Annotated in this window: 20 protein-coding genes; 11 read left to right on the forward strand and 9 right to left on the reverse strand. The window is 65.1% G+C overall.

Annotated elements, in window-relative coordinates; genetic code table 11:
• Positions 1-27 precede the first annotated feature (27 nt).
• On the reverse strand, positions 28-735 hold the full coding sequence (gene ispD, locus D7S89_RS03835) for a 2-C-methyl-D-erythritol 4-phosphate cytidylyltransferase (RefSeq protein ID WP_121275704.1): 708 nt from the start codon (positions 733-735) through the stop codon (positions 28-30).
• Positions 736-904: 169 nt separating this feature from the next.
• Here ispD and mfd point away from each other — a divergent pair, with 169 nt between their 5' ends.
• From mfd to D7S89_RS03850, 3 genes are all read left to right on the forward strand, one after another.
• Positions 905-4387: a transcription-repair coupling factor gene (gene mfd, locus D7S89_RS03840; protein WP_121275706.1), complete on the forward strand. Its 3483-nt coding sequence runs from the start codon at positions 905-907 to the stop codon at positions 4385-4387.
• A gap of 168 nt (positions 4388-4555) precedes the next feature.
• Entirely contained in the window at positions 4556-5809 is a 1254-nt protein-coding gene (gene argE, locus D7S89_RS03845) for an acetylornithine deacetylase (protein WP_121275708.1), read from the forward strand.
• 41 nt (positions 5810-5850) lie between these two features.
• Positions 5851-6867 (forward strand): threonine/serine dehydratase family protein, encoded by a 1017-nt coding sequence (locus D7S89_RS03850; RefSeq protein ID WP_121275710.1) that lies wholly within the window; start codon positions 5851-5853, stop codon positions 6865-6867.
• A gap of 307 nt (positions 6868-7174) precedes the next feature.
• On the opposite strand, the gene D7S89_RS03855 is transcribed toward D7S89_RS03850, so the two are convergent.
• Positions 7175-9643, reverse strand: coding sequence for a penicillin-binding protein 1A (locus D7S89_RS03855; protein WP_121275712.1), 2469 nt, complete (start codon positions 9641-9643; stop codon positions 7175-7177).
• A 403-nt stretch (positions 9644-10046) separates the two neighbouring features.
• Between D7S89_RS03855 and D7S89_RS03860 the strand changes: the two genes are divergently transcribed.
• The 5 genes from D7S89_RS03860 (at position 10047) to D7S89_RS03880 (ending at position 15587) form a co-directional block, all read left to right on the forward strand.
• Positions 10047-10544, forward strand: a complete 498-nt coding sequence (locus D7S89_RS03860; RefSeq protein WP_121275714.1) for a plasmid mobilization protein — start codon at positions 10047-10049, stop codon at positions 10542-10544.
• Between the two features lie 289 nt (positions 10545-10833).
• On the forward strand, positions 10834-11514 hold the full coding sequence (locus D7S89_RS03865; protein WP_121275715.1) for a PspA/IM30 family protein: 681 nt from the start codon (positions 10834-10836) through the stop codon (positions 11512-11514).
• A 121-nt stretch (positions 11515-11635) separates the two neighbouring features.
• Positions 11636-12820 carry a tetratricopeptide repeat protein gene (locus D7S89_RS03870; protein ID WP_121275717.1) on the forward strand — a complete coding sequence of 395 codons (1185 nt, stop codon included), beginning with the start codon at positions 11636-11638 and terminating at the stop codon, positions 12818-12820.
• Between the two features lie 202 nt (positions 12821-13022).
• Entirely contained in the window at positions 13023-14519 is a 1497-nt protein-coding gene (locus D7S89_RS03875; protein WP_121275719.1) for a flavin-containing monooxygenase, read from the forward strand.
• Positions 14520-14621: 102 nt separating this feature from the next.
• Positions 14622-15587 carry an alpha/beta fold hydrolase gene (locus D7S89_RS03880; protein ID WP_121275721.1) on the forward strand — a complete coding sequence of 322 codons (966 nt, stop codon included), beginning with the start codon at positions 14622-14624 and terminating at the stop codon, positions 15585-15587.
• Here the strand turns inward: D7S89_RS03880 and D7S89_RS03885 are convergent.
• Positions 15584-16351 carry a class I SAM-dependent methyltransferase gene (locus D7S89_RS03885; protein ID WP_121275723.1) on the reverse strand — a complete coding sequence of 256 codons (768 nt, stop codon included), beginning with the start codon at positions 16349-16351 and terminating at the stop codon, positions 15584-15586. The two genes, D7S89_RS03880 and D7S89_RS03885, sit on opposite strands and share 4 nt — an antisense overlap.
• A 215-nt stretch (positions 16352-16566) precedes the next feature.
• Here D7S89_RS03885 and mscL point away from each other — a divergent pair, with 215 nt between their 5' ends.
• Complete coding sequence (gene mscL / locus D7S89_RS03890; RefSeq protein WP_121276074.1) at positions 16567-17013, forward strand: large conductance mechanosensitive channel protein MscL; 447 nt, start codon at positions 16567-16569, stop codon at positions 17011-17013.
• Here the strand turns inward: mscL and D7S89_RS03895 are convergent.
• Both D7S89_RS03895 and D7S89_RS03900 read right to left on the reverse strand, forming a co-directional pair.
• Complete coding sequence (locus D7S89_RS03895) at positions 17010-19001, reverse strand: hybrid sensor histidine kinase/response regulator (protein WP_121275725.1); 1992 nt, start codon at positions 18999-19001, stop codon at positions 17010-17012. The genes mscL and D7S89_RS03895 overlap by 4 nt on opposite strands.
• Positions 19002-19057: 56 nt before the next feature.
• Complete coding sequence (locus D7S89_RS03900) at positions 19058-20665, reverse strand: sensor histidine kinase (RefSeq protein WP_121275727.1); 1608 nt, start codon at positions 20663-20665, stop codon at positions 19058-19060.
• A 389-nt stretch (positions 20666-21054) separates the two neighbouring features.
• Here D7S89_RS03900 and D7S89_RS03905 point away from each other — a divergent pair, with 389 nt between their 5' ends.
• Positions 21055-21537 carry a hypothetical protein gene (locus D7S89_RS03905; protein WP_121275729.1) on the forward strand — a complete coding sequence of 161 codons (483 nt, stop codon included), beginning with the start codon at positions 21055-21057 and terminating at the stop codon, positions 21535-21537.
• A gap of 47 nt (positions 21538-21584) precedes the next feature.
• Here the strand turns inward: D7S89_RS03905 and D7S89_RS03910 are convergent, their stop codons facing one another.
• Positions 21585-22469, reverse strand: a complete 885-nt coding sequence (locus tag D7S89_RS03910) for an NAD(P)-dependent oxidoreductase (protein WP_121275731.1) — start codon at positions 22467-22469, stop codon at positions 21585-21587.
• 155 nt (positions 22470-22624) lie between these two features.
• On the opposite strand from D7S89_RS03910, the gene D7S89_RS03915 reads away from it, so the two are divergent.
• The gene (locus tag D7S89_RS03915) at positions 22625-22834 is read left to right on the forward strand and encodes a dodecin (protein ID WP_121275732.1); all 210 of its coding nucleotides are present in this window, start codon (positions 22625-22627) and stop codon (positions 22832-22834) included.
• A gap of 113 nt (positions 22835-22947) precedes the next feature.
• Here D7S89_RS03915 and D7S89_RS03920 read toward each other — a convergent pair whose 3' ends face one another.
• The 3 genes from D7S89_RS03920 to D7S89_RS03930 all read right to left on the reverse strand — a co-directional run bounded on the left by D7S89_RS03920 (position 22948) and on the right by D7S89_RS03930 (position 26222).
• Positions 22948-24036 (reverse strand): BMP family ABC transporter substrate-binding protein, encoded by a 1089-nt coding sequence (locus D7S89_RS03920; RefSeq protein WP_121275734.1) that lies wholly within the window; start codon positions 24034-24036, stop codon positions 22948-22950.
• 87 nt (positions 24037-24123) lie between these two features.
• On the reverse strand, positions 24124-25053 hold the full coding sequence (locus tag D7S89_RS03925) for an ABC transporter permease (RefSeq protein WP_121275735.1): 930 nt from the start codon (positions 25051-25053) through the stop codon (positions 24124-24126).
• A gap of 62 nt (positions 25054-25115) precedes the next feature.
• Complete coding sequence (locus D7S89_RS03930; RefSeq protein WP_121275737.1) at positions 25116-26222, reverse strand: ABC transporter permease; 1107 nt, start codon at positions 26220-26222, stop codon at positions 25116-25118.
• Positions 26223-26300: the final 78 nt, after the last annotated feature.

Genomic DNA, 26300 nt, shown 5'->3' on the forward strand with positions numbered 1-26300 from the left:
GTGGGCGCGCGGCCGGCACGACTGCCGTCACGCGTCGGGACGCTGACGCAGGATCGCCTCGGCCAGGTCGAAGTCTTCGGGATACGTGACCTTGAAGTTGCGCAGGCTCCCTTGCACGAGCCGCGGTGCATGGCCGAGCCATTCGATCGCGCTGGCTTCGTCGGTGAGGTCGTGGCCCTGTTCTTGCGCGCGCTCGATGGCCTCGCGCAGCATGCCGATGCGAAACATCTGCGGCGTTTGTGCCTGCCACAGGCCGCTGCGCGGCTCGGTGCGCGCGATGCGCTCGCCGTCATCGGCCACGCGCTTGAGCGTGTCGGCCACGGGCAGCGCCATGATGCCGCCGACCGCATCGTCCTTGAGCGCGGCGATCAACGAACGGATCAGCTGCGGCGTGATGCCGGGCCGCGCGGCATCGTGCACGAGCACCCAGTCGTCGTCGCTCGCGCCGAATTCGGCCAGCGCATCGAGCCCGTTCTTGACCGATTGCTGCCGTGACGCGCCGCCACAGCGACGCACGGCAAAGCGCAGGCCGGCGAAACGGCGCGCATCGAAATGCGCATCGTCAGGCGCGATGACGACGAGCGTCTGCGAGAACTCGCTGCACGCGTCGAACGCAGCCAGCGTGAAATGGAGCAAATCGTGACCGGCAACGGTACGGTATTGCTTCGGCATCGGCGCGCCGGAGCGGCTGCCGGTACCCGCGCAGGGGATCAGGGCGAAGAGACGGGAAGTCACGAAAGCTGGCCGCAAAGTCAAAATTAAAGGACGGATTTTATAATAGGTGTTTCGCGCGAGGCGCCCGGCGCCGCGTCGAGCCCGAATCTTGCTCGCCGTCACGCGTTCACCTCGTGTGACATTGTCTCGCGCGAGCTCCGACTACTGCTACGGCCGTACCCTCTTCGTCATGCCCGAAACCGCTGCATCGTCCCGCTTCCCCAGCCTGCCTTTTGCGCTTGTCAAACCCGGTCAGCGTCATGTGTTCGACGGCACGCACGGCTCATCCGATGCGCTGCTGCTCGCGCGCTACTCGCAGGCCTCGCGCGAGCAGGTGCCGCTGCTGGCGGTCGTCTGCGCCAGCGCCGTCGACGCGCAGCGGCTCGCGCAGGAGATCGCATGGTATGCGCCGAGCGCGCGCGTGCGCCTGCTGCCGGACTGGGAAACGCTGCCGTACGACACGTTCTCGCCGCACCAGGATCTCGTCTCCGAACGCCTGGCCACCCTCCACGATCTCGGCGAGGGCCGTTGCGACATTCTGCTCGTGCCCGCGACGACGGCGCTCTACCGCATGCCGCCCGCGTCGTTTCTGGCGGCCTACACGTTTTCGTTCTCGCAGGGTGAGCGGCTCGACGAAGCCAAGCTCAAGGCGCAGCTGACGCTGGCCGGCTACGAGCACGTGAGCCAGGTGGTGCGGCCCGGCGAGTACTGCGTGCGCGGCTCGCTGATCGACCTGTATCCGATGGGCTCGCCACTGCCGTACCGGATCGACCTGTTCGACGATCAGGTCGACTCGATCCGCGCGTTCGATCCCGATACCCAGCGCAGCCTCTATCCGGTACGCGACGTGCGCCTGTTGCCGGGCCGCGAGTTTCCGTTCGACGAAGCGGCGCGCAGCGCGTTTCGCAGCCGCTGGCGTGAGGTGTTCGAGGGCGACCCGAGCCGCGCGTCGATCTACAAGGACATCGGCAACGGCGTGCCGTCGGCCGGCATCGAGTACTACCTGCCGCTCTTTTTCGACGAGACGGCCACGCTGTTTCATTACCTGCCGCCTGGCGCGCAGCTCGCTTTCGTCGGCGACCTCGACAGCGCGATCCGGCGCTTCACGGCCGATACGAAGCAGCGCCACAACTTTCTGTCGCACGACCGCGAACGGCCGATTCTCGAGCCGCAGCGGCTCTTTCTCACCGACGAGGACTTCTACGCGCTCGCCAAGCCGTTCGCGCGCCTCACGCTGCCGACCAACGGCGGCGGCGACTGGGCCATCGCGCTGCCGACGCTCGCGCTCGACCGGCATGCCGACGACCCCGTGCTCGCGCTGCGCGCCTACGTGCAATCGAGCGGCAAGCGCGTGCTGATCGCCGCCGAATCCGCGGGCCGGCGCGAGACGATCGCGCAACTGTTGGCCGAACACGGCTTGCGCCCTGCGTCGATCGACAGCTACGAAGGCTGGACGACGAGCGACGCACCGTTCGCGCTCGGCGTCGCGCCGCTGGCGAACGGCTTCCTGCTGCCCGGCGAAGGCTGCGCGATCGTCACGGAAACCGAGCTCTACGGCGGCCTCGGGCGCCGCGCGGGACGCCGCCGTCAGGAACAGGCGAGCAACGTCGATTCGATGGTGCGCGATCTGTCGGAACTGAAGGTCGGCGATCCCATCGTCCACTCGCAGCACGGCATCGGCCGCTACATGGGGCTCGTCACGATGGACCTCGGCGAAGGTGAAACCGAGTTCCTGCATCTCGAGTACGCAGGCGATAGCAAGCTCTACGTGCCCGTCGCGCAGTTGCATGTGATCTCGCGCTATAGCGGCGCGGACCCGGAAACGGCGCCGCTGCATTCCTTGGGCTCGGGTCAATGGGAAAAAGCCAAGCGCCGCGCCGCGCAGCAGATCCGCGACACGGCCGCCGAGCTGCTGAACCTCTATGCGCGCCGTGCCGCGCGCGAAGGCCATGCGTTCGCGCTCGATCCGCGCGACTACGTGAAGTTCGCGGAGAGCTTCGGCTTCGAGGAAACGCCTGATCAAGCCTCCGCGATCGCGGCCGTCATCGGCGACATGACGGCGGGCCGGCCGATGGACCGCCTCGTGTGCGGCGACGTCGGCTTCGGCAAGACCGAAGTCGCGCTGCGCGCGGCGTTCATCGCGGTGATGGCCGGCAAGCAGGTGGCGCTGCTTGCGCCGACCACGCTGCTCGCCGAACAGCACACGCAAACCTTCAGCGACCGCTTCGCCGACTGGCCCGTGCGCATCGCGGAGCTGTCGCGCTTCAAGTCGGCCAAGGAAGTCAACACGGCGATCGGGCAAATCAACGAAGGCTCTGTCGACATCGTGATCGGCACGCACAAGCTGCTGTCCTCCGACGTTCAGTTCAAACGCCTCGGCCTCGTCATCATCGACGAGGAGCATCGTTTCGGGGTCCGGCAGAAAGAAGCGCTGAAAGCGCTGCGGGCCGAAGTCGACGTGCTGACGCTGACGGCCACGCCGATCCCGCGCACGCTGGGCATGGCGCTCGAGGGCCTGCGCGACTTCTCCGTGATCGCGACCGCGCCGCAAAAGCGCCTCGCGATCAAGACGTTCGTGCGCCGCGAGGAAGACAGCGTCATTCGCGAGGCGATGCTGCGCGAGCTCAAGCGCGGCGGCCAGGTCTACTTCCTGCACAACGAAGTCGAGACGATCGAGAATCGCCGCGCGATGCTCGAAGCGCTCGTGCCCGAAGCGCGCATCGCCGTCGCGCACGGCCAGATGCACGAACGCGAGCTCGAGCGCGTGATGCGCGACTTCGTGGCTCAGCGCGCCAACGTGCTGCTGTGCACGACGATCATCGAAACCGGTATCGACGTGCCGAGCTCGAACACGATCATCATCCACCGTGCCGACAAGTTCGGCCTCGCGCAGCTGCACCAGTTGCGCGGACGCGTCGGCCGCTCGCATCACCAGGCCTACGCTTACTTGCTCGTGCACGATCCGCAGGGGCTCACGAAACAGGCGCAGCGCCGCCTCGAGGCGATCCAGCAGATGGAAGAGCTCGGCTCGGGCTTTTACCTCGCGATGCACGATCTCGAGATTCGCGGCACCGGCGAAGTGCTCGGCGACAAGCAGTCGGGCGAGATCCACGAGATCGGCTTCCAGCTGTACTCCGAAATGCTCAACGATGCGGTCAAGGCGCTCAAGAACGGCCAGGAGCCGGACCTCACCGCCCCGCTCGCCGCGACGACGGAGATCAACCTGCACGCACCCGCGATCCTCCCCGCCGACTATTGCGGCGACGTTCAGGAGCGCTTATCGATCTACAAGCGGCTCGCCAGTTGCGAACACAACGATTCGATCGACGACATCCAGGAGGAGCTCATCGACCGCTTCGGCAAGTTGCCGCAACAGGCCCACGCGCTCGTCGAAACGCATCGGCTGCGGCTGTCCGCCAAACCGCTCGGCATCCTGAAGATCGACGCCGGCGAGAATGCGATCAGCGTGCAGTTCGTGCCCAATCCGCCGATCGACGGCATGCGCATCATCGAGATGGTGCAGAAGCACAAGCACATCAAGCTGGCCGGCCAGGACAAGCTGCGCATCGAGACGCGCAGCCCCGACCTGGCCGTGCGTGTGGCGACGGTCAAGGAAACGCTGCGCTCGCTCGGCGCGCCGGCGCGCACGAGCCCAGCCGCGGCGGCACGCTGATCCGCCCTCACCGTCCGTCACCCCAACCCGACCGCCGCGCGATGTCCCACCAGACGTCGCCCGGCGAGCGCGTTTTTGCGCACCGCAACATAGCGCATTGCACCCACCGTTTGGGTCCATGCCCAATTTTGGGTATGATCAAAGGCACCTACGAGCCGGAGCTTTGTCATGTTGCAGGACGCAGAAACGCCGCATACCCCCTCTTCTTCGCTCCGGCCCGCCGCTCCTCCTTCCCCCCACGCCTCGGAATCCCTGTTGAGCCTGCCTTGGGTCGAACGTCTCGTATCGTTCAATACAACGAGCCGTCTGCCCAACATCGGCCTCATTGAAACGGTGCGCGACGCGCTGGCGGCGCTCGGCATCGAGTCGACGCTGACACGCGATGCGCGTGGTCAATGGGCCAACCTGTTCGCGACGATACCGGCCGCAAACGGCGAAACCCATGGCGGCGTCGTGCTGTCGGGGCATACGGACGTCGTGCCCGTCGACGGCCAGGACTGGAGTAGCGACCCGTTCAAGCCCGAAGTGCGTGAAGGCCGGCTGTATGGCCGCGGCACCTGTGACATGAAAGGCTTCATCGGCGCGGCGCTCGCGCTCGTGCCCGAGATGCAGGCGGCCACGCTCGCCAAGCCGATTCATCTCGCGCTGTCATTCGACGAGGAAATCGGCTGTGCCGGTGCGCCGCTGATGATCGCCGATCTGCAAAAGCGCGGCATCCGGCCCGAAGGCTGCATCGTCGGCGAGCCGACGAGCATGCGGCCCATCGTTGCGCACAAGGGCATCAATGCCTATCGCTGCTGCATCCGCGGCCATGCCGCGCATTCGTCGCTGACGCCCAAGGGGCTCAACGCGATCGAATATGCGGCACGCCTCATCTGCTACATCCGCGACATGGCCGACGAGATGCGTCGCCTGGGGCCGTTCGACGAGCACTACGACGTTCCGTTCTCGACCGCACAGACGAGCATGATCGAAGGCGGTATTGCGATCAATACGGTGCCGGCCGAATGCCGCTTCTCGTTCGAGTTCCGCAACCTGCCTGCACTCGATCCGGCACCGATCTTCGCGCGCATCGAACGTTATGCGCACGACACCTTGCTGCCGCAGATGAAGCGCGAGCATCCGAACGCATCGATCGAATTCGCGCCTATCTCGTCGGCGCCCGGGCTCGACGCGACCGAGCAGGCCGCGATCACGCAGCTCGTGCGCGCGCTGACGGGCGACCACGCCAAGCGCAAGGTCGCGTACGGCACCGAAGCCGGGCTCTTCGCGCTCGCGGGCGTGCCCAGCATCGTATGCGGGCCCGGCGACATCCAGCAGGCGCACAAGCCCGACGAATACGTCGAACTCGCGCAGCTTCAGCAATGCGAAGCGTTTTTGCGCAAATTCATCCGTAGCATGTCCGTCGACGCGCACGTGTGACACGCGCGTCGCCTTCCTCTCATCACGACGCGTCCCCGCCCATGTCCACCGCCATTCCGCAACCCACCGATCGCACGATCGACGGCGAACCGATCCCGACGCTGGACGCCATCGCCACGCAACATTTCGCGCTTGCGCCGTGGGTGCTGCGCACGCCGGTGTTCGAACGACACGACTTCCCTTCGCTCGAAGGCACGAGTATCAACTTCAAGTTCGAACTGCTGCAGGCATCGGGCAGCTTCAAGGTGCGTGGCGCGTTCACGAACCTGCTCGCGCTCGACGCGCAACAACGCAGCGTCGGCGTCACGTGCGTCTCGGGCGGCAATCACGCAGCCGCAGTCGCGTATGCCGCGATGCGGCTCGGCATGAGCGCGAAGGTCGTCACGTTCCGGACCGCAAGCCCTGCGCGCATCGCGCTCTGCAAGCAGTACCGCGCTGAAGTCGTCGTCGCCGATACGGCCGCCGAAGCATTCGAGATCGTGCGCCGCATCGAAGCCGAGGAAGGCCGTTTCTTCGTGCATCCGTTCAATGGCTATCGCACGGTGCTCGGCACGGCCACGCTCGGCTACGAATGGGCCACGCAGTCGCCCGATCTCGATGCCGTCATCGTGCCGGTCGGCGGCGGCGGTCTGGCGGCGGGCGTCTCCACGGCACTGCGTCTCGCCAACCCGCGCGTCCATGTGTACGGCGTCGAGCCCGAGGGCGCCGATGCGATGACCAAGAGCTTCGCGGCCAATCACACGATCAAGATGGGGGCGATGCATTCGATCGCCGATTCACTGATGGCGCCGCATACGGAGCAATACAGCTACGAGCTGTGCCGGCGCCATATCGACCGGCTGGTGACCGTCTCCGACGACGAACTGCGCAGCGCGATGCTCAAGCTGTTCACGCAGCTCAAGCTGGCCGTCGAGCCCGCTTGCGCCGCTGCGACGGCCGCGCTGCTGGGCCCGTTGCGCGAAACGCTGCAAGGCAAGCGCGTCGGCGTGCTGCTGTGCGGGACCAACACCGACCCCGGCACGTTCGCGGCGCAAATCGCCGATGCGGCGAAACCTTGAGCCGGCACCCAGGCGCCAGTTATCCCCAGTTTGTGTTGAAGAGCCTGTTGAAAAGCTTCGGGCAACTAAGCTAAGCGCTTGATGCGCTTAGCTTTTCGAGGCGCGGTGCAAAATGCGTCGCGTGAGGTGGCGAGGGGCGGGAAATTCACAGCCTGCCAGTTATCCCCAGTTTTTGTTAACAAGTCTGTGAATAAGCGCTGAGCGATGCGCCTAACTGGTTGTCGGCACAACGTTTTTTAGTTGTGCCGCACAAATGCAGGCAGTGTGACTAGCGGCGCGCAGGGGTGGCCCACGCGCCGCTGACCGTTCAAGGCCTGTTGTCCTCGAACAGGTTCATGATCTGCTTCTTCTCTTGCGTCGACACATCGGGCGGCGCAGCCGGCGTCGCGAGCCCTGCCGGGCCGATGTTGCCGACCGCATCGCTGGCCCCGGCCAGCGCATTGCCCGTATCGAGGCCGATGCTTGCCACGAAGCCGTTGCCAGGCATCATGTCGGCGAAATACAGCTCGCCGTCGACCGTCGTCACGCCATCGGGCATCGACATCTCTTGCTGCGGCACGCCGCGCAGCGCACGGCCCATGTATTCGACCCAGATCGGCAGCGCGAGCTGCGCGCCGAATTCGCGGCTGCCAAGGGTCTTGGGCTGGTCATAGCCCATCCAGGAGACGGCGACGAGCGTCGGCTGATAGCCGGCGAACCAGCCGTCCTTCGCTTCGTTGGTCGTCCCGGTCTTGCCGTACAGGTCGGAACGATGCAGCGCGTTCGTCCCTGCGCCCGTACCCGACGTCGCCACCGTGTGCAGCAGGCTCGACATGACGTAGGCGTTGCGCGCGTCGAGCGTACGCGGCGCATTGCGGCCCGCCACGAGCGGTTGAGCCTTCGACAGCGGCTCGCCGTGCGCATCGTCGACCTCGGCGATCAGATACGGATTGACGCGATAGCCGCCGTTCGCGAACACGGAGTAGCCCGCGGCCGATTGCAGCGGCGTCACGAGCCCCGCACCGAGCGCCATCGGCAGATACGGCGGCGTCTTGTCGGCGTCGAAACCGAAGCGCTGCGTGACGTAGTCCTGCGCGTACTTGGTGCCGATGTATGACAGGATGCGGATCGACACGAGGTTCTTCGACTTCGCGAGCGCGAGGCGCATCGGCATCGGGCCCTCGGGTTGATCGTCGTCCTTCGGCTCCCAGGCGTCACCGCCTGGCGCGCTCGGCGGGAAATACAGCGGCGCATCGTTGATGATGGTCGCCGGCCCCAGGCCCTTTTCGAGCGACGCCGAATAGATGAACGGCTTGAAGCTCGAACCGGGCTGACGCCATGCCTGCGTCACGTGGTTGAACTTGTTCTTGTTGAAGTCGAAGCCGCCGACCAGCGCACGGATCGCGCCGTCCTGCGGCACGAGCGAGACGAGCGCGCCCTCCACTTGCGGCAACTGCGTGATCTGCCAGTTGCCCTTGGCGTCGGCGATCAGACGCACGATCGAGCCGACACGAATATGCTGTGCCTGCGACGCGCGCGGGCTCAGCGCCCCTTGTGCGAAGCGCAGCCCATCGCCCGCGACCTTCGCACTCGTTCCATCGACGAACTGCACCGTCACCTGCGACGGGCTGGCCGCCGTCACGACGGCCGCCACGAGTTCGCCGTTGTCGGGATGATCGGCCAGCGCATCGTCGATCGCTTCGTCACGGCCGTCGCTGTCGGCCGGCAGCTCGACGAAACCTTCGGGCCCGCGATAGCCGTGGCGCCGCTCGTAGTCCATGACGCCCTTGCGCACAGCCTTGTAGGCCGCATCCTGATCGGCCGAATCGATCGTCGTGACGACCGACAACCCGCGCGTGTACGTCTCGTCCTTGTACTGTGCGTACATCATCTGCCGCACCATTTCGGCGACGTATTCGCCATGCACGTTGTATTCGTTCCCCGCCGCCTTCGTATGGATCTCTTCCTTGACGGCCTGATCGTATTGCGGCTGCGTGATGTAGCCGAGCTCGAGCATGCGCTTCAGGATGTATTCCTGACGAATCTTCGCGCGCTTCGGATTGACGACGGGGTTATACGCGGACGGCGCCTTGGGCAGCCCCGCGAGCATGGCCGCTTCGGCCACCGTGATGTCCTTGAGGTCCTTGCCGAAGTACACGCGCGCGGCCGCGGCAAAGCCGTAGGCACGCTCGCCCAGATAGATCTGGTTCATGTACAGCTCGAGGATCTGGTCCTTCGTCAACGCGCGCTCGATCTTGTACGCGAGCATCATTTCGTAGATCTTGCGCGTGTAGGTCTTTTCGCTCGAGAGGAAGAAGTTGCGCGCGACCTGCATCGTGATCGTGCTCGCGCCCTGCGAAGCACCGCCATGGAGCAAGTCCGTCGTGCCGGCGCGCAGGATGCCGACGAAGTCGACGCCACCATGCTCGTAGAAGCGATAGTCCTCGATCGCGAGCACCGCCTTCTTCATGACGTCGGGAATGTCGGCGAAACGCACGAGGCTGCGCCGCTCTTCGCCGAACTCGCCGATCAGCACGTGATCGGCCGTATACACGCGCAGCGGCACCTTCGGGCGATAGTCGGTCATCGCATCGAGTGACGGCAGCTGCGGTGCCATCACGATCAGCGCATAGCCGACGATCAGCGCACCGATGGCGAGGAGCGTCGCGGCAAGGCCGGCAAAGGTCAACGCGATACGCCCGCCCAGTGAAGCATGGGGGCGTTCGTCGGCATGTCGGGGGGAGTAGCGGTCGTCGGCCGTGGGCTCGGAAGAATGCGGTCGTTTGATGATAGGCATGACGGCTTGTAGGACGCGGGTCAGGCGCCTTTTCACGCTGGCCCGGGGGGCGGCGCAAGGTAATCGTAATTGTAGGATCGCCACGGCCGGCACGGGGCGCCGTCCGTGGACGCAACAGCGCATTTTAATGAAATCGTCCCGAGCGCAACTGAATTTTTTTGTAAGAATTCCCCACTATGGTTTTCCCACGTTGCGCCGGCCGGTTATCAACAGAAAATGTTGAAAGGCCTGTGGAGAAGCCGCTGAAAAGCTCAGCAAGTCGTTGATGCGTCGCAGATATTTCGCGGCGCGCGCGTTTGATGCGTGCAGGTATGCGGTACGAGCACCTATCATTGATTGAATCCGCTTGCTCCTGCGCTATTGCGTATTGCGCCATTGCCGACCACCGTTGCCCGAGCCGACCATGAAAAACAGCAGCGAACGTCTCGTCGTATTCGTCACGCCGGCCCAAAAGCGCGTCATTACGGCGACCGCGCAACGGCTCGGCGTCAGCGTCAGCGAACTGCTCAGGCGCGCCCTGCTCGCGTTCGATACGACCGGCGAGTCCGTGCGGGCTGCCAGTATCGTCGATCGTCTGGGCGAGGCCGCACGGCTCGATGCGCTGAACGATACGCTCAAGCGCATCGCTCACCATTCGCATCCGACGCCAGCCGCGCACCCAGCTACCCATGCACGCCAACCACTGCCGCAACCGGCGGTGGAGCCAGGCGCGGCACCGCCGCTCGCGGCGAAGATCGCGCAAGCCCTCGAGGCCGCGCGCGAAACGGGTGACGAAGGCCGCGACGCACAGTGGCACGAAGAGATCGTGGCACGCGTGATCGCTCAGCACACGGCGCAAGTCGATGCAGGCAGTGCCACTGCGGGCGTCGACGCGGCACAGATCGACGAACGACGTGAATAGCGACGCGCTTTTTGTGCGGCTCCTGCAAAATTACGAGCCGAAAGATTAGACAAATTGCTCGCCCGCCTCTCTTTAAGCGTGCTTTAACGATCGACTGATGTAATATCCGCGAGCGGCAAACAATTGGGGCGCGAAACAAAAGTGCGGCTATTGTAATTGGCACGTTCGCCCCGACATCTGCCCACGCGCGCGTGCGCCGTCGCATGGAAGAAAATGCGGCGTAAAGTAATGATCGTCTAAACGCCAATACGTCCAACGTGCGGCGCCGATTCAATTTACGGAGGATTTCATGTCGCTATTCGACTCTATTTCGCGCACCGTCAAGGGGCTCTTGAACGACGCGGCGGATTCCGTGCAGGATCCCTCGCGCGATGCGCGGCAGATCGTGCGCGAACTCGATGACAGCATCGGCAAGGCCGAAAACGCGCTGATCGAAATCGAAGCGCAGGTCGCGACACAAAAGAGCAAGCGCGACGCGGCCGACGAAAAGGCGAAGAAATATGAAGACGGCGCCAAGCGCGCGCTGCAAACGGGCGACGAAGGCCTGGCCCGTGAAGCCCTCTCGGCGCAAGCCAATGCCGAGTCCGAGCGCGACGCGCTCGCGCAGGAACTCGCCAAGCTCGAGCCGTCGGTCGATCAGCTCAAGAGCCAGATCGCCGATATGCGCCAGCGCCGCAACGATCTGAATGCACGCTCGAACATCCTTCAGGCCAAGCAGCAGATCGCGCAAGCCAAGGACGTCGCCTCCACCGCGCTCGGCGGCATCGGTGGCAAGAATTTGTCGGAGGATTTCCGCAAGCTCGAGGACAAGGTCGATTTGGAGAACGCACGCTCCGACGCGCGCCTGAACTCCGCTGACACATCGAGCGGCAAGGCCCTCGACGACAAGCTGGCCGCGCTCGATCGCGGCCCGTCGGTCGAAGACCGCCTCGCAGCGCTCAAGAAGCAGATGAACCCGCCGGCGCAATAACGCGCGGCGCGGAGAAACCGATACGGACGCCGCACGCCGCCCCTCGCGCGCACGGCGTCCGTTGCATCATTGGCGGTAAACGATCGTTACGGAGACGGGCTTTTTTAGCCCGGTTCAGAGAATGAAGAGATTTCTCGCAGCTGCGAGCACCTCGCTGCTGCTGATGGCCGGCACGGCCTTCGCCTTGCCGACCGCTCAGCAAGTCGAGCGCGCGATGGCGCAAGGCAACTGGCAGCAGGCCGATACCGAGCTCACGCAGGTGTTGCAAGCCCACCCGAACAACGCGCACGCACACTATCTGTACGGGCAGGTGCTCGCGCGCGAAGGCCGCTATAGCGACGGCCTGGCCCAGATCGAACAGGCCAAGACGCTCGATCCGAGTCTGCACTTCACGACACCGTCGCGCTTTGCGCAAACCGAAGCGAGCGTGCGTGCGCAGGCCGACCGCAGCGCGGCGCCGGCTGCGCCCCCCGCGCCATCGGTGCAGACCCAGCAAGCCGCCAACCCGTTCGCCCAAGCGGCGCCGGTACATCCCGCCAAGGTGCACCAAGGCCTGTCGGGCTTGCAATGGCTGCTGATCCTCGCCGTCATCGTCGGGATGGTGCTCGTGCTGCGCTGGGGCTTGCGTCGTGCCCGCTCGAACGCCGACGCGAGCACGGGCGAAGAGCGCCGTCAGCAACTGAAGCGCGCCACCGAGCTGCTCAACGCCACGCGCTCGCTCAAGCTCGATGCACGCCTGTCGACCGTGCCGGGACATGAAACGCTCGCGAACGAAGTCGAAGCGCTCGAGGGGCAGCTGCGTGAACTCGTCGACACACTGTCGAACGGCACGAACCCTGTTCCGTCGTACCGTCTCGACGATATCGATCGCCAGATCGCAAGCCTGCGCGCGCGCCTCGAAGGACGCCCCGATCCGAACGCGGCTGCGACGCCGATGGGCGGCGGCTCCGCCTATGCGCAAGAAGCGGCCCGACTTCAGCAGCAGGCGCCGTATCCGCCGCAGCAACCGTATCAGCAGCAGCCGACCGTCGTCGTGCAACAAGGCGGCGGTGGTGGCCTGGGCGGCTTTCTGACGGGCGTGCTGCTCGGCGAAGCGCTCTCGCCCGGACGTGATCGCGTGATTGAACGCGACCGCGTGATCGAACGTGACGTCTACGTCGACGACGACGCGCGGCGCCGCTCGGGCGGTTCTTCTGGCGGCGACGGCATCGACTTCGGCCAAGGCTCTAACGACTGGAACGACGGCGACAGCGGCGGCACGGACTACGGCAGCAGCGACGACTCCGGCAGCTGGAGCGATAGCTAAGCCAGATGCTGCCCGCGAGCTCATCGCGCGCGGGCTCCGAGTACCGTACTGTGTTCCATGTTGCACGAGGCTCCCGTTCGCGGAGCCTCTTTTACAACATGCGTTGCCGATGTATTTACCCGAGCAACGTTTGTTGCAAGCATGATCTGTCGCCGATGTGCGCGACGTTTCGCCCTCTTGGCCATTCGAAGGACTCCCCAGCATGCCGCACTCGCCTGTTTCCGCTTCGCCTCGCATCGCGATCGTCGGTAGCGGCTTTGCCGGCATCGGCATGGCGATCCGCTTGAAGCGCATGGGCATCACGTCGTTCGCGATCTACGAAGCAGCGGCCGACATCGGCGGCACGTGGCGCGACAATCGCTACCCTGGCGCGGCCTGCGACGTGCCCTCGCATCTATACTCGTTCTCGTTCGAGCCGAACCCGTCATGGTCGCGCGCGTTCGGCGAGCAGCGCGAAATCCTGGCTTATCTGAAGCACTGCGCACATAAATACGGCATCGAGCCGTTCATTCGCTGTCACGCGCGCGTGCAGGCGGCACGCTTTGACGATGCCGCAGGCGTATGGCGGCTCGACCTGGCAACGGGCCGGTCGGGTGCCACGCACGAGCAGGTCGAGGCCGACGTCGTCATCGCGGCGAACGGCCCGCTCTCGCGGCCCGCGCTGCCCCGGATCGCGGGCCTCGAACGCTTCGAGGGCAAGCTGTTTCACTCGGCGCGCTGGGATCACGACTATCCGCTCGAGGGCAAGACGGTCGCCGTCATCGGCACCGGCGCAAGCGCCGTACAGTTCGTGCCGCACATTCAGCCACGAGTCGCCACGCTGCACCTGTTCCAGCGCACCGCGCCGTGGATCATGCCGCGCCCCGATCGCGAGATCGATGCGCGCCAGCAGCGGCTCTTTCGGCGATTGCCGATCGCGCAGCGTCTCGCACGCTGGGCGCTCTATTGGCAGCATGAAGCGCGTGCGCTCGCATTCGTCGTCAACCCGAAATGGACGAAGGGACCCAGCCGGTTCGCGCTCAGCTACCTCGGGCGCCGCGTGAAAGACCCGGCCTTGCGCGCCAAGCTCACGCCCGACTACCTGCTCGGCTGCAAGCGCGTGCTGCTCTCGAGCGACTATTACCCGGCGCTCACGCAGCCCAACGTCGACGTCGTGACGACGCCGATTCGCGAGATCGTCGCCGACGGTGTCGTCACGAGCGATGGCACTCACCATCGCGTCGATGCGATCATCTGCGGCACGGGCTTTCAGGTCAACGACGCGGGCGCGCCGTTCACGGTGATCGGCGCGCATGGCGCCGATCTCGATGCGCGCTGGCGCAGCGTTGGGCCCGAGGCCTATCTGGGCACGAGCGTCGCGGGCTTTCCGAACTTCTTCATGATGATCGGCCCGAATACGGGCCTCGGTCACAACTCGATGATCTACATGATCGAGTCCCACATCGCCTACATCGCCGACTGCCTGCGCTTGTTGCGCCGACGTGGTGCCCGCACGATGGAAGTGAAGGCCGATACGCAGCATGCGTACAACGAGCGGTTGCAGCGCGCCATGCGCGGCACCGTGTGGGCGAGCGGCTGCCGCAGCTGGTATCTGGCGGAGACGGGCAAGAACACGGCGCTGTGGCCCGGGTTCACGTTCACGTTCCGCCGACTTACGCGGCGCGCGCAAGCGGCCGACTACCGCTTCGCGAACCGATAAACAGTTCTAATTCGCCTGCGCGCGCCATACAAACCACGCGCGCCGCACGATACTGCCCAGTCATGGCCTGACCGAGCGCGGGCCGCTGACAGGGAGAAGCCCATGCAAACGCTGCCGTCCCATCCCAGCCTGCCGCGGCGCTCACTCGCCGCACGCCTTGGCATCACGAGCATTGCGCGCGAGGAACTCGTTCGCCGCCATGCCCTGCCCGCTTCCCGGTTCGTGACGATCGCCGGCAACACGATTCACTACGTCGACGAAGGGCACGGCAAACCCATCGTGCTACTGCACGGGTTCGGGGCCTCACTGCATACATGGAACGGCGTCGCCGCCGAACTCGCGCGCGAGCGGCGCGTGATTCGCGTCGACTTGCCGCCATTCGGCGTCACAGGCCCACTGCGCGCGGCCGGCGGCACGCTCGAAACAATGGATATCGACGCATACCGTCGCTTCATCGATCAGTTCGTCGACGCACTGGGCCTGACCCACGCAAGTTTCGTCGGCAACTCGCTCGGCGGGCTCATCGCGTGGGACTACGCCCTGCGGCACCGGGGCGCTGTCCACAAGCTCGTGCTGATCGACGCGGTCGGTTTCCCGATGAAGCTGCCCTTCTACGTGGGCCTGTTCAACAACCCGTTCGTGCGCGTCAGCGCCTCCTGGCTAATGCCCGAGACGATCGTCAAAAGCGCGGTACGCGACGTCTACGGCGACAAGCGCAAGCTCGATGCGGTCACACTCGCGCGCTACGTCGACTTCTTTCATGGCGAAGACACGCGCGCGGCCATCGTCAAGATGGTGCCGACGCTCAACTTCGATGCGTTGCCGACCGACGCCCTCGCCACGCTCGACATCCCCACGCTCGTGCTGTGGGGTGGCAAGGATCGCTGGATTCCGCCCGCGCATGCTCAGCAATTCGCACAACGCATCCCTGGGGCGCGTTTGATCGTCTATCCCGAGCTCGGCCATATCCCGATGGAAGAAGCGCCGCAGCGTGTACTCCCCGATCTGCAAGCGTTTCTCGCCACGGCACATACGGCGCCCAGCGACGAGAGACAAGCAGCGCGCTAGCCCTCGGCCGGCCCAACGTAGACGCGGGTGTCATAGACGAATTCGACCACGCCATCGCGCGCATCGTCATCGAACAGCTCGCGCAATGCGGCGAGCATCGGCTCGTGATTGGGATGGCCTGCCTTCGGTGCATAGGACGACGACATCAAGCGCCCGAGCAAGCCGTCGAAGTCGAGCCGCTGGACGTTGTCGAACATGGCGTGGCGCATCCGGCCGTGACCGAACCATTGGTCCATGTGTGCATCGTCGGCGTAGCGCTCCGCCACCTCGACGTAATCCACGCCATACCGTTGCAGCAACGCCTCGTAGTGCTCGAGAAACAGCGTACCGCTCAAGCGTCGGCTGTTCCAGAACAGCGCCACGCAGCCGCCCGGCATCAGGATGCGCGCGAACTCGCGCTTGGCCGCGACGGGCTCGAACCAATGAAAGGCCTGCGCGGCGATGACGAGCGCGATGCTCGAATCGGCCAGTGTCGTCGCTTCGGCCGTGCCCGCCACGCTCGTGAAGCCCGAATGATCGCCCAGCCATGCCTCGGCGGCCGTGCGCATCGCCGCGTTCGGCTCGACCGCTACAACGGGATGCCCGGCATCGAGCAGCATCTTCGCCGAGATCCCCGTGCCCGCTCCGATGTCGGCCACGCGCGCGCCCGGCGCGACGCCGCATGTCTCGTGCAGAAAGGCCATCAGTTGCGCAGGATAGCCGGGCCGGTATTTGACGTAGTCGGCGACGCGATCGGTAAAGCGTTCAGTGGCGGGACGAGTCATTGATTGGCATGCTCCGAAAGGCGCGCGCCGGCATGGCCCGCGCGATGCCTTTGAATTATGCCGTCAGCGCAGGTGCGAGCGCAGCGTACTGGGCGCGCGCGTCTCAAAAAAAGCGCGCGCAAGCCGCATCGCTTCGCTATCATGGCCGCGACGCCTTGCGCGTGCGGTGGCCTCGCCTTTGCCGCATGCGCTTTGTTCTACAAGGAGGAAAAAGCATGGGCATCGTCAAGGAATTCAAAGAGTTCGCCGTCAAGGGCAATGTGATGGATCTGGCCATCGGCGTGATCATCGGTGGCGCCTTTTCGACGATCGTGAACTCCATCGTCAAGGACCTGATCATGCCGCTCGTCGGCGTGGCAACGGGCGGGCTCGACTTCTCGAACAAGTTCATCCGGCTCGGCGACATCCCGCCGACGTTCAAGGGCAACCCTGACTCGTTCAAGGACCTGCAAACGGCCGGCGTAGCCGTGTTCGGCTACGGCTCGTTCATCACCGTCACGATCAATTTCCTGATCCTGGCCGTCATCGTGTTCGCGATGGTCAAGTTCATCAACAAGCTGCGTAACCCGACACCGGCAGAGGCCGGCGAACCGCCGGCACCGCCCGAAGATGTCGTGCTGCTGCGCGAGATTCGCGACGCGCTCACGCGCGAAACGCGCTAAGCCGTGGCGCTGCGCGGTACACCGCCGCTCGATTTGGTATCGGCGGCGCGCTGAATCAGCGCCTCGAGCTGCATGAAGTTGACGGGCTTCGTCAGATGCGACGTGAAGCCCGCCGCCAGGCAACGGCGCACGTCCTCGTCGGTACCGAAGCCCGTCAGCGCGACGGCCGGCACCTGCGAGCGCTTGCGCACTGCGCCGATGAAGTCGATGCCCGTCCCGTCGGGCAATCCCACATCACTGACGATGAGGTCGAATGCCGTCACTTGCGTGGCGGCCAGCGCGTCGACCACGCAAGCGGCCACCGTCACTTCGTGACCCAGCCCGCGCATCAGTTGCGCCATCACTTCAGCCGTATCGGCGTGATCTTCCACCAACAGGATCGCCAGCCGCTCGTCGACCCCTGCCGCGGCCGGTGCGACGATCACGGGTTCAGCCTCGGGCGCGGCCACGGTCGGCAACGCGAGCGTGAACGTCGCCCCGCAATGCGGGCCCGGGCTTTGCGCGCTGACGGTACCGCCGTGCGCGTCGGTCAAGGCCTTCGTGATCGCGAGCCCCAGGCCCAGGCCACCGAACTGCTGGGTCATGCGTTGACTACCTTGTTCGAACGCATTGAACAACTTGCCGATTTGTTCGGGCGCGATGCCGATGCCCGTGTCTTCGATCGAGACCTCCACTTGCATGCGTCCATCGCGTGTACGTACGTAGATGTGCCCGCCGTCGGGCGTAAACTTGGCCGCATTGCGCACGAGATTCCACAACATTTGTTGCAGCCGCGCCCGATCCGCCAACACATGGTGATTCTGCGCGAGCTTCTCGATATGCACGTCCTGCTGTTTGACCTGGATTTCACTGCGAAACAGCTCGAGCACACTGTCGACGACCTCATGCACGTCGACCGTCTCCAGCGAAAGCCTCAGCTTGCCGTTCGCGACGCGCGTCAGGTCGAGCAGATCGTCGATGAGCCGTGCTTCGAGCTCGATGTTGCGACGAATCATCTTCACGCTCGACTGCGCGGCCTCGGGCAAGCCCGGCATCAGCTCCAGGACGCGCGTACCGGCCAGCACCGGCGTCAGCGGCGTACGCAGCTCGTGCGACAGCATCGCGAGAAAGCGGTCCTTCGCGCGGTTGGCCTCCTCGGCGGTTTGCCGCGCGCTCTGCTCGGCGGCCAGCAGCCGCTCGCGCTCTTCCATCGCTTCGCGTTGCGATTGAATGTCGGTGCAGCTCGCAAACCATTTGCCGACGCCGCCACTCGCATCACGTACTGCGGCGATGCGCATGTCGAACCAGCGATACGCGCCCCCGTGTGACCGCAGGCGCAGTTCATGGCGGTAATCGAATGCGTCGCCGCGCACGGCATCGAGCCAGTTGCTGCGCAGCGTCTCGCGATCGTCGGGATGGACGGCTTCTAGCCAGCCGAGGCCTTGCGACGCCGCCTCGTCGAGGCCCGTATAGGCATACCACTGCTTCGAAAAAAAGTCGCATTCGCCGTGTGCGTTATTCGTGAACACGAGGTGCGGCAGGGCCTCCGACAGGCTGCGGTAATGCGCTTCGCGGTCGCGCAACAGCCGCGCCTCGTCCGATGCGCGCTGCAGGCACACCTGCGTGAGCACCCGCTCTACCGCTTCAGGCAGGTAGTCGAGGTAGCCGCCCGACTTGGGCACGACGTCGGACACGCCCGCGCGCAGCGCCTCGATCACGCGCGACTCGTCGGTAAAGCCCGTCACGAGGATGGCCGGCAGGCTCACCCCTTCGCGGCGCAAGCGGCGGAAGAAATCGAGCCCCGTTTCGGCGCTGTCGAGCTGATAGTCGAGCACGAGCAAATCGGGCGCATCGCGCTCGATGCTGTCGCGCGCTTGCGCGAGGTTCGCGCAAGCGAATACGCTAGCCCCAGCGCGCTCGAGCGACTTGCGGGCAAGGCGCAGGATCCCCTCGTCGTCGTCGACGACGAGTATCCGGGCGCGTTCCTGGCGAACCACTGCGTCGATCATGCTGATTCTTGTCTATCGTTTCGGTCGTGTTCGGGTGGGCGCTCTGCCCTTATACGTCACGACACGCGTAGCGGTTGTTCCGGCAACGTCACAAAAAACGTCGAGCCCACTCCCTCGGTCGATTCGACCCACGCGCGCCCGCCATGCCGTTCGGTTACGCGCCGCACGAGCGCAAGGCCGATGCCGTCGCCTTTCGCGCGGTCGCCGTGCAGGCGCTGGAAGGCGCTGAACATCTTCGGCATGCAGGCGGCCGGAATACCGAGCCCGTTGTCGCGCACGAAATACGTGCGCATCCGCGGGGCGCGCTCGCCCGGATCGCGTGCCGGCTGCTCCAGGGTACCGATTTCGATGCGCCCCGAGCGCGCCGGGTCGAGATAATTGACCGCATTACCTATCAGATTCGCGAAAATCTGCTCGACTGCGGTCGGGTCCCCCCACACGGGCGGCAACTCGCCGACCGATACCGACACGCTGCGCTCGCCGATCGCCTGATGCAGCGATTCGACGACGCGGGCCACGGCACGCGCGACGCTCACACGCTGCCATTGATACTCTAGGCGACCGGCACGCGAGATGCGTAGCAGTGCGTCAATGATCGAGGCCGAGCGCGCCACGGCCGTGCGCAAATAGTGCAACGCTTCACTGAGATTGCCGTCGAGTACGCGCGCAATCCGACTGCGCTCCGTGTCAGGCAGGCGCACGCTATCGAGCATCGAGCGCAATTCGTCGCACGATACCTGCAACTCGCGCGAGAACCCTTGCAGATTGACGAGCGGCGAACGCAAATCGTGCGACACGCTGTAGATGAACATGTCGTTGTCCTGCTTTTGCTGACGCAAATTATCGTTCACCTGCGTCAGTTCCTGCGCGCGCGCTTCGAGCGTCGCCTGCAACGTGACCTGCTCGTGCTCGGCTTCGGCAAGCCGCGCGCCCGTCCTGTGCAGGACAGCGTCGAGCTGCGCGATCTCGTCGTTCCCGGCCAGCGGCGCCGAGAGCGGCTGCGCACGCCCTAGCCGCTGCGCGTTGCCGGTCAGCGTCGCGAGCCGACGGCCGATGTTGCCGGCAAAGGCCAGCGCGGCCAGCGCCCACGTCAGCATGGAACCTGTAATGGCAGCGATCAGCGCATAGCGCTGCTTGTCGCGCGTGGCGGCGAGCTCGAGGCTGCGCTGCGCATCGAGCCGCGACTCGGCGGCCACGAATGCATCGAGTTCGTCGCGAAATGCCTGGATCGGCGCCGGAAGCGGCTCGCGCTCGTAGGCCGCGAGTTCCGTGCGGCGCCCGTCGCGCAGCGCCGCGTACAGCGACTCCGTTTGTGCGCGAAACGCATTGACCGCCTCACGCATGCGCCGCACACGCTCGACTTGCAGCGGATCGTCGGCGACGAACTTCTCGAGCCTCGCCAAACGATCGTTGAGTTCGATCCAGACGACGTGCCGGTCGATGAAAGAAGGATCACCGACGATCAGACTCGCTCGCGTGCGCGATGCCTCGCGCAGAAGCGGATCGACGATCACCGATGCCTGGTAGAGCACCTGCTTGCTATGCGACGCCCATTGCGCGGCCTGCGTCGTCTGCTCCTGCGTCTTCGACAGCATGCCCACGAGCAAAAGCTCGACGAGGCTCGGCACTGCGATCAGCAACAGCCCCTTCGTGAACAGTTTCATGTGTCCTTGGCGGCCCCTCTTCCCGTGAGTCGCGCGCCACGCCTCCCGAAAGAGCACCGCGGCACGGCACTTCGCAATCGCACCAACAACGTGCGAGAGGTGAAACCGACCTATTATCCGTGCAGTTTTGAGATATTTCAACGACGCTTTAGAAGCGGTGCCACACAGAAAATCGCTTTTTTTATTGAGCTTGATCAGCACCTGCGCGTATCTCGGGCCTATTATTGGCATAGATGTCGAGCGAACGCCGGGGGTGCCACACGGCGGCTCGGCATGACTGCATACTGGCGGTGCGCAATGCGGGCGAGGCCGTACACGATCGTGAATACGCCGTTTTCGTATGCTATAAAAGATCGACGTGCGGCGCGCGATAAGCCGGGAGTGGTCGCATGAGGACGCTGTGTTTCTTGCAATCCTTTTTCAGGCGAATGTTTATGTCTTTCCCGAGAAAGCGTAGGCGCGCAGTGGCGGAGAGCGAGGAGTCGTTTCTCGCCATATTGCGTCAGTTCAAACCGTTCGGTCAGCTCGACACGAAAATCGCACGCGCTCGCGCGCAAGACGAACCTGTCCTCTACGAACATGTACTGCCGGGGCTCGACGTCCTGCTATGCAGCGTGCGCGGGGCGCAACCGCCTTATCCCGCGGTCGAAGAGTTGCACCGGCGCTGCATCGAATCGATTGCCAACGCGCTCGAGCAGCCGCTCGACGGCCTCGAGAACGGCGGCTACTGGTATGAAGCAAACGGCTTCGGCTTCCTCGTCTTTGCGAGCCGGGCGCGGGCAAGGATCCTGCCCGAGTTCGGAGCAGGCGTCGCCGCACGCGGTGCCCGCCGGCAAAATGCGGGGGATGCGACGCCACGCTCGCTCCGCTGAAGGATGGCCCGCGCTCGCCTGCCGGAGGCGGACGCGGACGCACCCGTTCAGGACTTCGGTTGCATCACCTCGATAAAGGCAGACAGGTCCGCCCCAGCAAACCCCATTGCGGCACCGAGCCGCAGCACCTGCTGCACGATGGCGGTCACGGGCATCACCGCCCCCGCCTCGCGTGCCGCCTCGGCCACCGTGTCGATATCCTTCTGAAACGTCTTCAACGAGCCGAGCGGCGCATGGCCCGCTTCGGTCATGCGCGGCACGAATGTGCGCAGCAGCACCGAGTCGGCCCAGCCGCCGGCCAGCGCTTCGGGCAGGCGTGCGGCGTCGATGCCGCTGCGCTGCGCAAGCCCTACGGCTTCGGCAATCGCGGCCACCGTCGCGCACACGATCGCCTGGTTGCATAGCTTCGTCGTCTGCCCCGCGCCGACTTCTCCCATATGGGTGACGCGCGCTGCATAGGCCTTGATCACCGGCTCCATCGCCGCGACGGCCTCCGGCGCGCCGCCCGCCATCACGGCGAGCGTGCCCGCTTGCGCACCCGGGACGCCACCCGAGACCGGCGCATCGATCCAGGCCACGTCGAGCTGCGCCGCCCGCGCCGCATACGTGCGCGTAGCCGCAGGCGGAATGCTCGAATGGTCGACGATGTAGCGCACGCGCCCCGCGCCGGCGTCGCTCGTGTCTTCTCCGAGCACGCCACCGAGACCGAATACCACTTCTTCGACGGCATACGCGTCCGATACGCACAGGAAAACAGCCTCCACGCGCGAGGCAAGTTCATGCGGCGTCGCGACGACGTGCGCCCCTTGAGTGCGCATGGCCTCGGCTTTCGCGCGCGTGCGATTCCAGACCCACACGGTATGGCCCGCGCTCAATAGATGCCCGATCATCGGCGCGCCCATGAGGCCTGGACCGCAAAATCCGATTTCCATCCCTGTTCTCCCCTTCGTTCAAAACGGGGGACGCCCCCGCATGCTTCGCGCTGCCGCGGCTGACCCATGCCCTGCCGCTGGTGTTACACGAGTCCGGTGACGGCCGACTCGTTGCCTATACTTTTCTCTCCCCCCTCGCAAGGACGGAGACGCTCATGGACGACCATGTCTACAAGCTCATCGAACTGACCGGCTCATCGACGAAATCGTGCGACGACGCCATTCGCAACGCCATCTCCCGCGCGTCGAAGACGCTGCGCAACCTGCAATGGTTCGAGGTCACCGGCACGCGCGGCAGCATCGAAAACGGCAACGTTGCGCATTGGCAGGTGACGCTGAAGGTCGGCATCCGTCTCGAAGAGTAGCTGCCGCGCGCCACGCGCGCATAAAAAAGGGCCGCGCCGGTGCGGCACAGCCCTGTCTCGTCGCGTCGAACCGATGCGCGCGCCGCATGGGCCGCGCACCGGTGCGTCGGGTATTACTTCGGCAACGCGCCGTCGACGCCTTCCACGTACCAGTTCAGGCGTTGCAGTTCGGCATCGCCGAGCGTCTTGCCCGCCGATACCTTGACGGCACCGGACTGATCCTTGATCGGGCCCGTGAACACGTCCCACTTGCCGCCGGCCAGCTGCGCGCGCTTGGCGTCGACATCCTTCTGCACATTGGCCGGCACTGCCTTCGCGTTCAGGTCTTCGAGATCGATGGCCTTATGCGGCACGCCCCACCAAACGGGATCGTTCTTCCACTTGCCATCGAGCACCTGCTGGATCGCGGCCGAATAATAGACGCCCCAATGCGCGACGACCGAGCCGAGGTGCGCGTCAGGACCGAACTTCTTCATGTCGGAGTCCCAGCCGAATGCATGCACGTGCTTTTCTTCGGCGGTAGCGAGCGTAGCCGTCGAGTCGGTGTTCTGCAGCAGCACGTCGGCGCCCTGACCGATCAGCGTTTCGGCGGCCTGCTTCTCCTTGCCCGGATCGAACCAGCTGTTGATCCAGATCACCTTCGTATGCACCTTGGGGTTCACCGAGCGCGCGCCGAGCGTGTAGGCGTTGATGTTGCGCACGACTTCGGGAATCGGCACCGACGCCACGAAACCGAGCGTGTTCGTCTTCGTCACCGAACCGGCGACGACGCCGGCCAGATACGCGCCTTGATACATGCGCACGTCGTAGGTGCCGAAGTTCGCGCCCTTCTTATAGCCGGTCGCGTGCAGGAACACCGTATCGGGGAAATCCTTCGCCACCTTCAGTTCGAAGTCCTGATAGCCGAAGCTCGATCCGATGATGATCTTGTTGCCCTTGCTTGCCAGTTCGCGGAACACACGCTCCGAATCGGCCGACTCAGGCACGTTCTCCACGCGTGTGACTTTGATCTTGTTGCCGAGCTTCGCTTCGGCCTCCTTCGACCCCAGGTCGTGCGCGTACGTCCAGCCCGCGTCGCCGGGGTTGCCCAGATAGACGAACGCGACGCCGGGCGCGTCGGCGGCTTGTGCCGTGCCGGGCAGCGCGCCGGCAAGCGAGAGCGCCGCAGCTGTGGCAAGCGAGGTCAACATTTTTGTTTTCATCGGATGGCTCCGGTAGTGTGGGTTGATTGATGGATCGGTTTGCGAACGGCATGCACCTGCGCACGCGTGCAAGTATCGGTGTCGCCGTCAGCTCGTCGCGAAGAACGGCTTGCCGAGCGAGGCCGGCGCGTTGAGCTTGATCGTGTTCGGATTGCGCGAGATGACCGCCAGCACGACGATCGTGGCCAGATACGGCAGCATGGCGAGAAACTGCGTCGGCACCGGCACGCCGATCGCCTGCGCGTAGAACTGCAGCGCCATCACGGCACCGAACAGCAACGCGCCGACGAGCAGGCGCCAAGGCCGCCACGTCGCGAACACGACGAGCGCCAGCGCGATCCAGCCTCGGCCCGAAGTCAGCTGCTCCTGCCACAAGTGCAGATAGACGATCGAGTAGTAGCCGCCGGCAAGGCCAGCCATGCCGCCGCCGAACAGCGTCGCGCCATAGCGCACGCCGAGCACGGGAAACCCGACCGAATGCGCGACCTGCGGCGACTCGCCGACCGAGCGCAACACCAGTCCCGCACGCGTGCGATAGAGGAACCACGCGACGACCGCGAACATCGCGAAGGCCACGTAGCCGAGCGGCGTCAGCGAAAAGAACGCCGGGCCGAGCACGGGGATCTGCGCGAGTCCCGGAATGGGCAACGCCTCGATCGTCGCGCGCGCGGCGGCCGACGTGTACGGCTTGCCGACGTACGCCGACAAACCGACGCCGAAGATCGTCAACGACAGGCCGGTGGCGACCTGATTGGCGAGCATCGTCAGCGTCAGAAACGCGAACACCAGCGCCATCGCGATGCCGGCGACAATCGCTGCCGCGACGCCCAGCCACGGGCTGCCCGTGACGGTGGTCGTCGCATAGCCGGCGACGGCGCCCATCAGCATCATTCCCTCGACGCCGAGATTCAGCACCCCCGACTTTTCGGTGACGAGCTCGCCCAGGCCCGCGAGCATCAGCGGAATGGCGGCGATGACGGCGCTCGAGGCGAGCGTGCTGGCTTGTTGAATATCCATGAGTCGATCGGTTCAGTCAGTCTGTCGGCAAGCGGTGCCGCGTCCATGCGTTCCTGTGTCCGTCAGTGCGACGCAGCCGTGGCCACGACGCGGCGCACGCGGTAATTGACGAACAGGTCCGCGCCGAGCAGGCAGAACAGCAGCAGGCCCTGGAACACGCCCGAGAGCGCCTGCGGCAATTGCAGCGACGTCTGGACGGCCTCGCCCCCCAGGTACAGCAGCGCCATCAGCAGGCTCGCGAGCACGATGCCGATCGGATGCAGGCGCCCCACGAAGACGACGATGATCGCCGTGAAGCCGTAGCCAGGCGACCAGGTCGCCTGCAATTGACCGATCGGGCCTGCGATCTCGCCCATCCCCGCGAGACCGGCCAGCCCTCCGCTCAGCAAAAGCGACATCCACACCGTGCGCGCATCGGAGAAGCCCGCATAGCGGGCCGCCAGCGGCGCCAGTCCACCGACGTTCATGCGAAAACCCGCGAAGCTCTTGCGCATGAACACCCAGGCAAGCGGAATCGCGGCGAGCGTGACCAGCACCGACGCGTTCAGGCGCGTGCCGTGCAAGAACTTCCAGTGCCAGTCGCCGCCGAACGTCGGGTACAGCGCATCGCCGGAGAACATCTCGGACAGCGGAAAGTTCATGCCTTGCGGATCGCGCCACGGCCCGCTCACGAGGTAGATCAGCAGCTGCGTCGCAACGTACGTCAGCATGAGGCTCGTGAGGATCTCGTTCGTATTCAGGCGGCTCTTCAGAAATGCCGGGATCGCGGCCCACACCATGCCGCCGACCACGCCGGCCATCATCATCAGCGGCAGGATCCACCAGCCACTCGCCTGATCGAAGTAGATCGCCACGCCGCCTGCCGCGATGCCGCCCACGACCATCTGTCCTTCGGCCCCGATGTTCCAGACATTGGCGCGATAGCCGATCGCAAGGCCCAGCCCGATCAGGCACAGCGGCGACGCCTTGAGCAGCAGCTCGGACCAACCGTTCACCGACGACAGCGGATCGATGAAGAACGCGCGCATCGCTTCAGCAGGATCGCGCCCGACGAGGCTGAAAATCAGAAAGCCGAGCGCAAGCGTCAGCAACGCGGCGATGAGCGGCACGGCAAGCTGCATCGCGCGGGAAGGCGTCGTGCGGGCTTCGAGTCGATAAGGGAAAGGCATGGCAGAAAAAGAAGCGTTGGCGTTCGTCGTCGTTCGTTAGAGGCAAGGCACCGGGTCGGTCTGCTTCACCGTCTCGTG

Origin of the sequence: Trinickia fusca (assembly GCF_003628145.1) — a bacterium.
Classification (GTDB): domain Bacteria; phylum Pseudomonadota; class Gammaproteobacteria; order Burkholderiales; family Burkholderiaceae; genus Trinickia; species Trinickia fusca.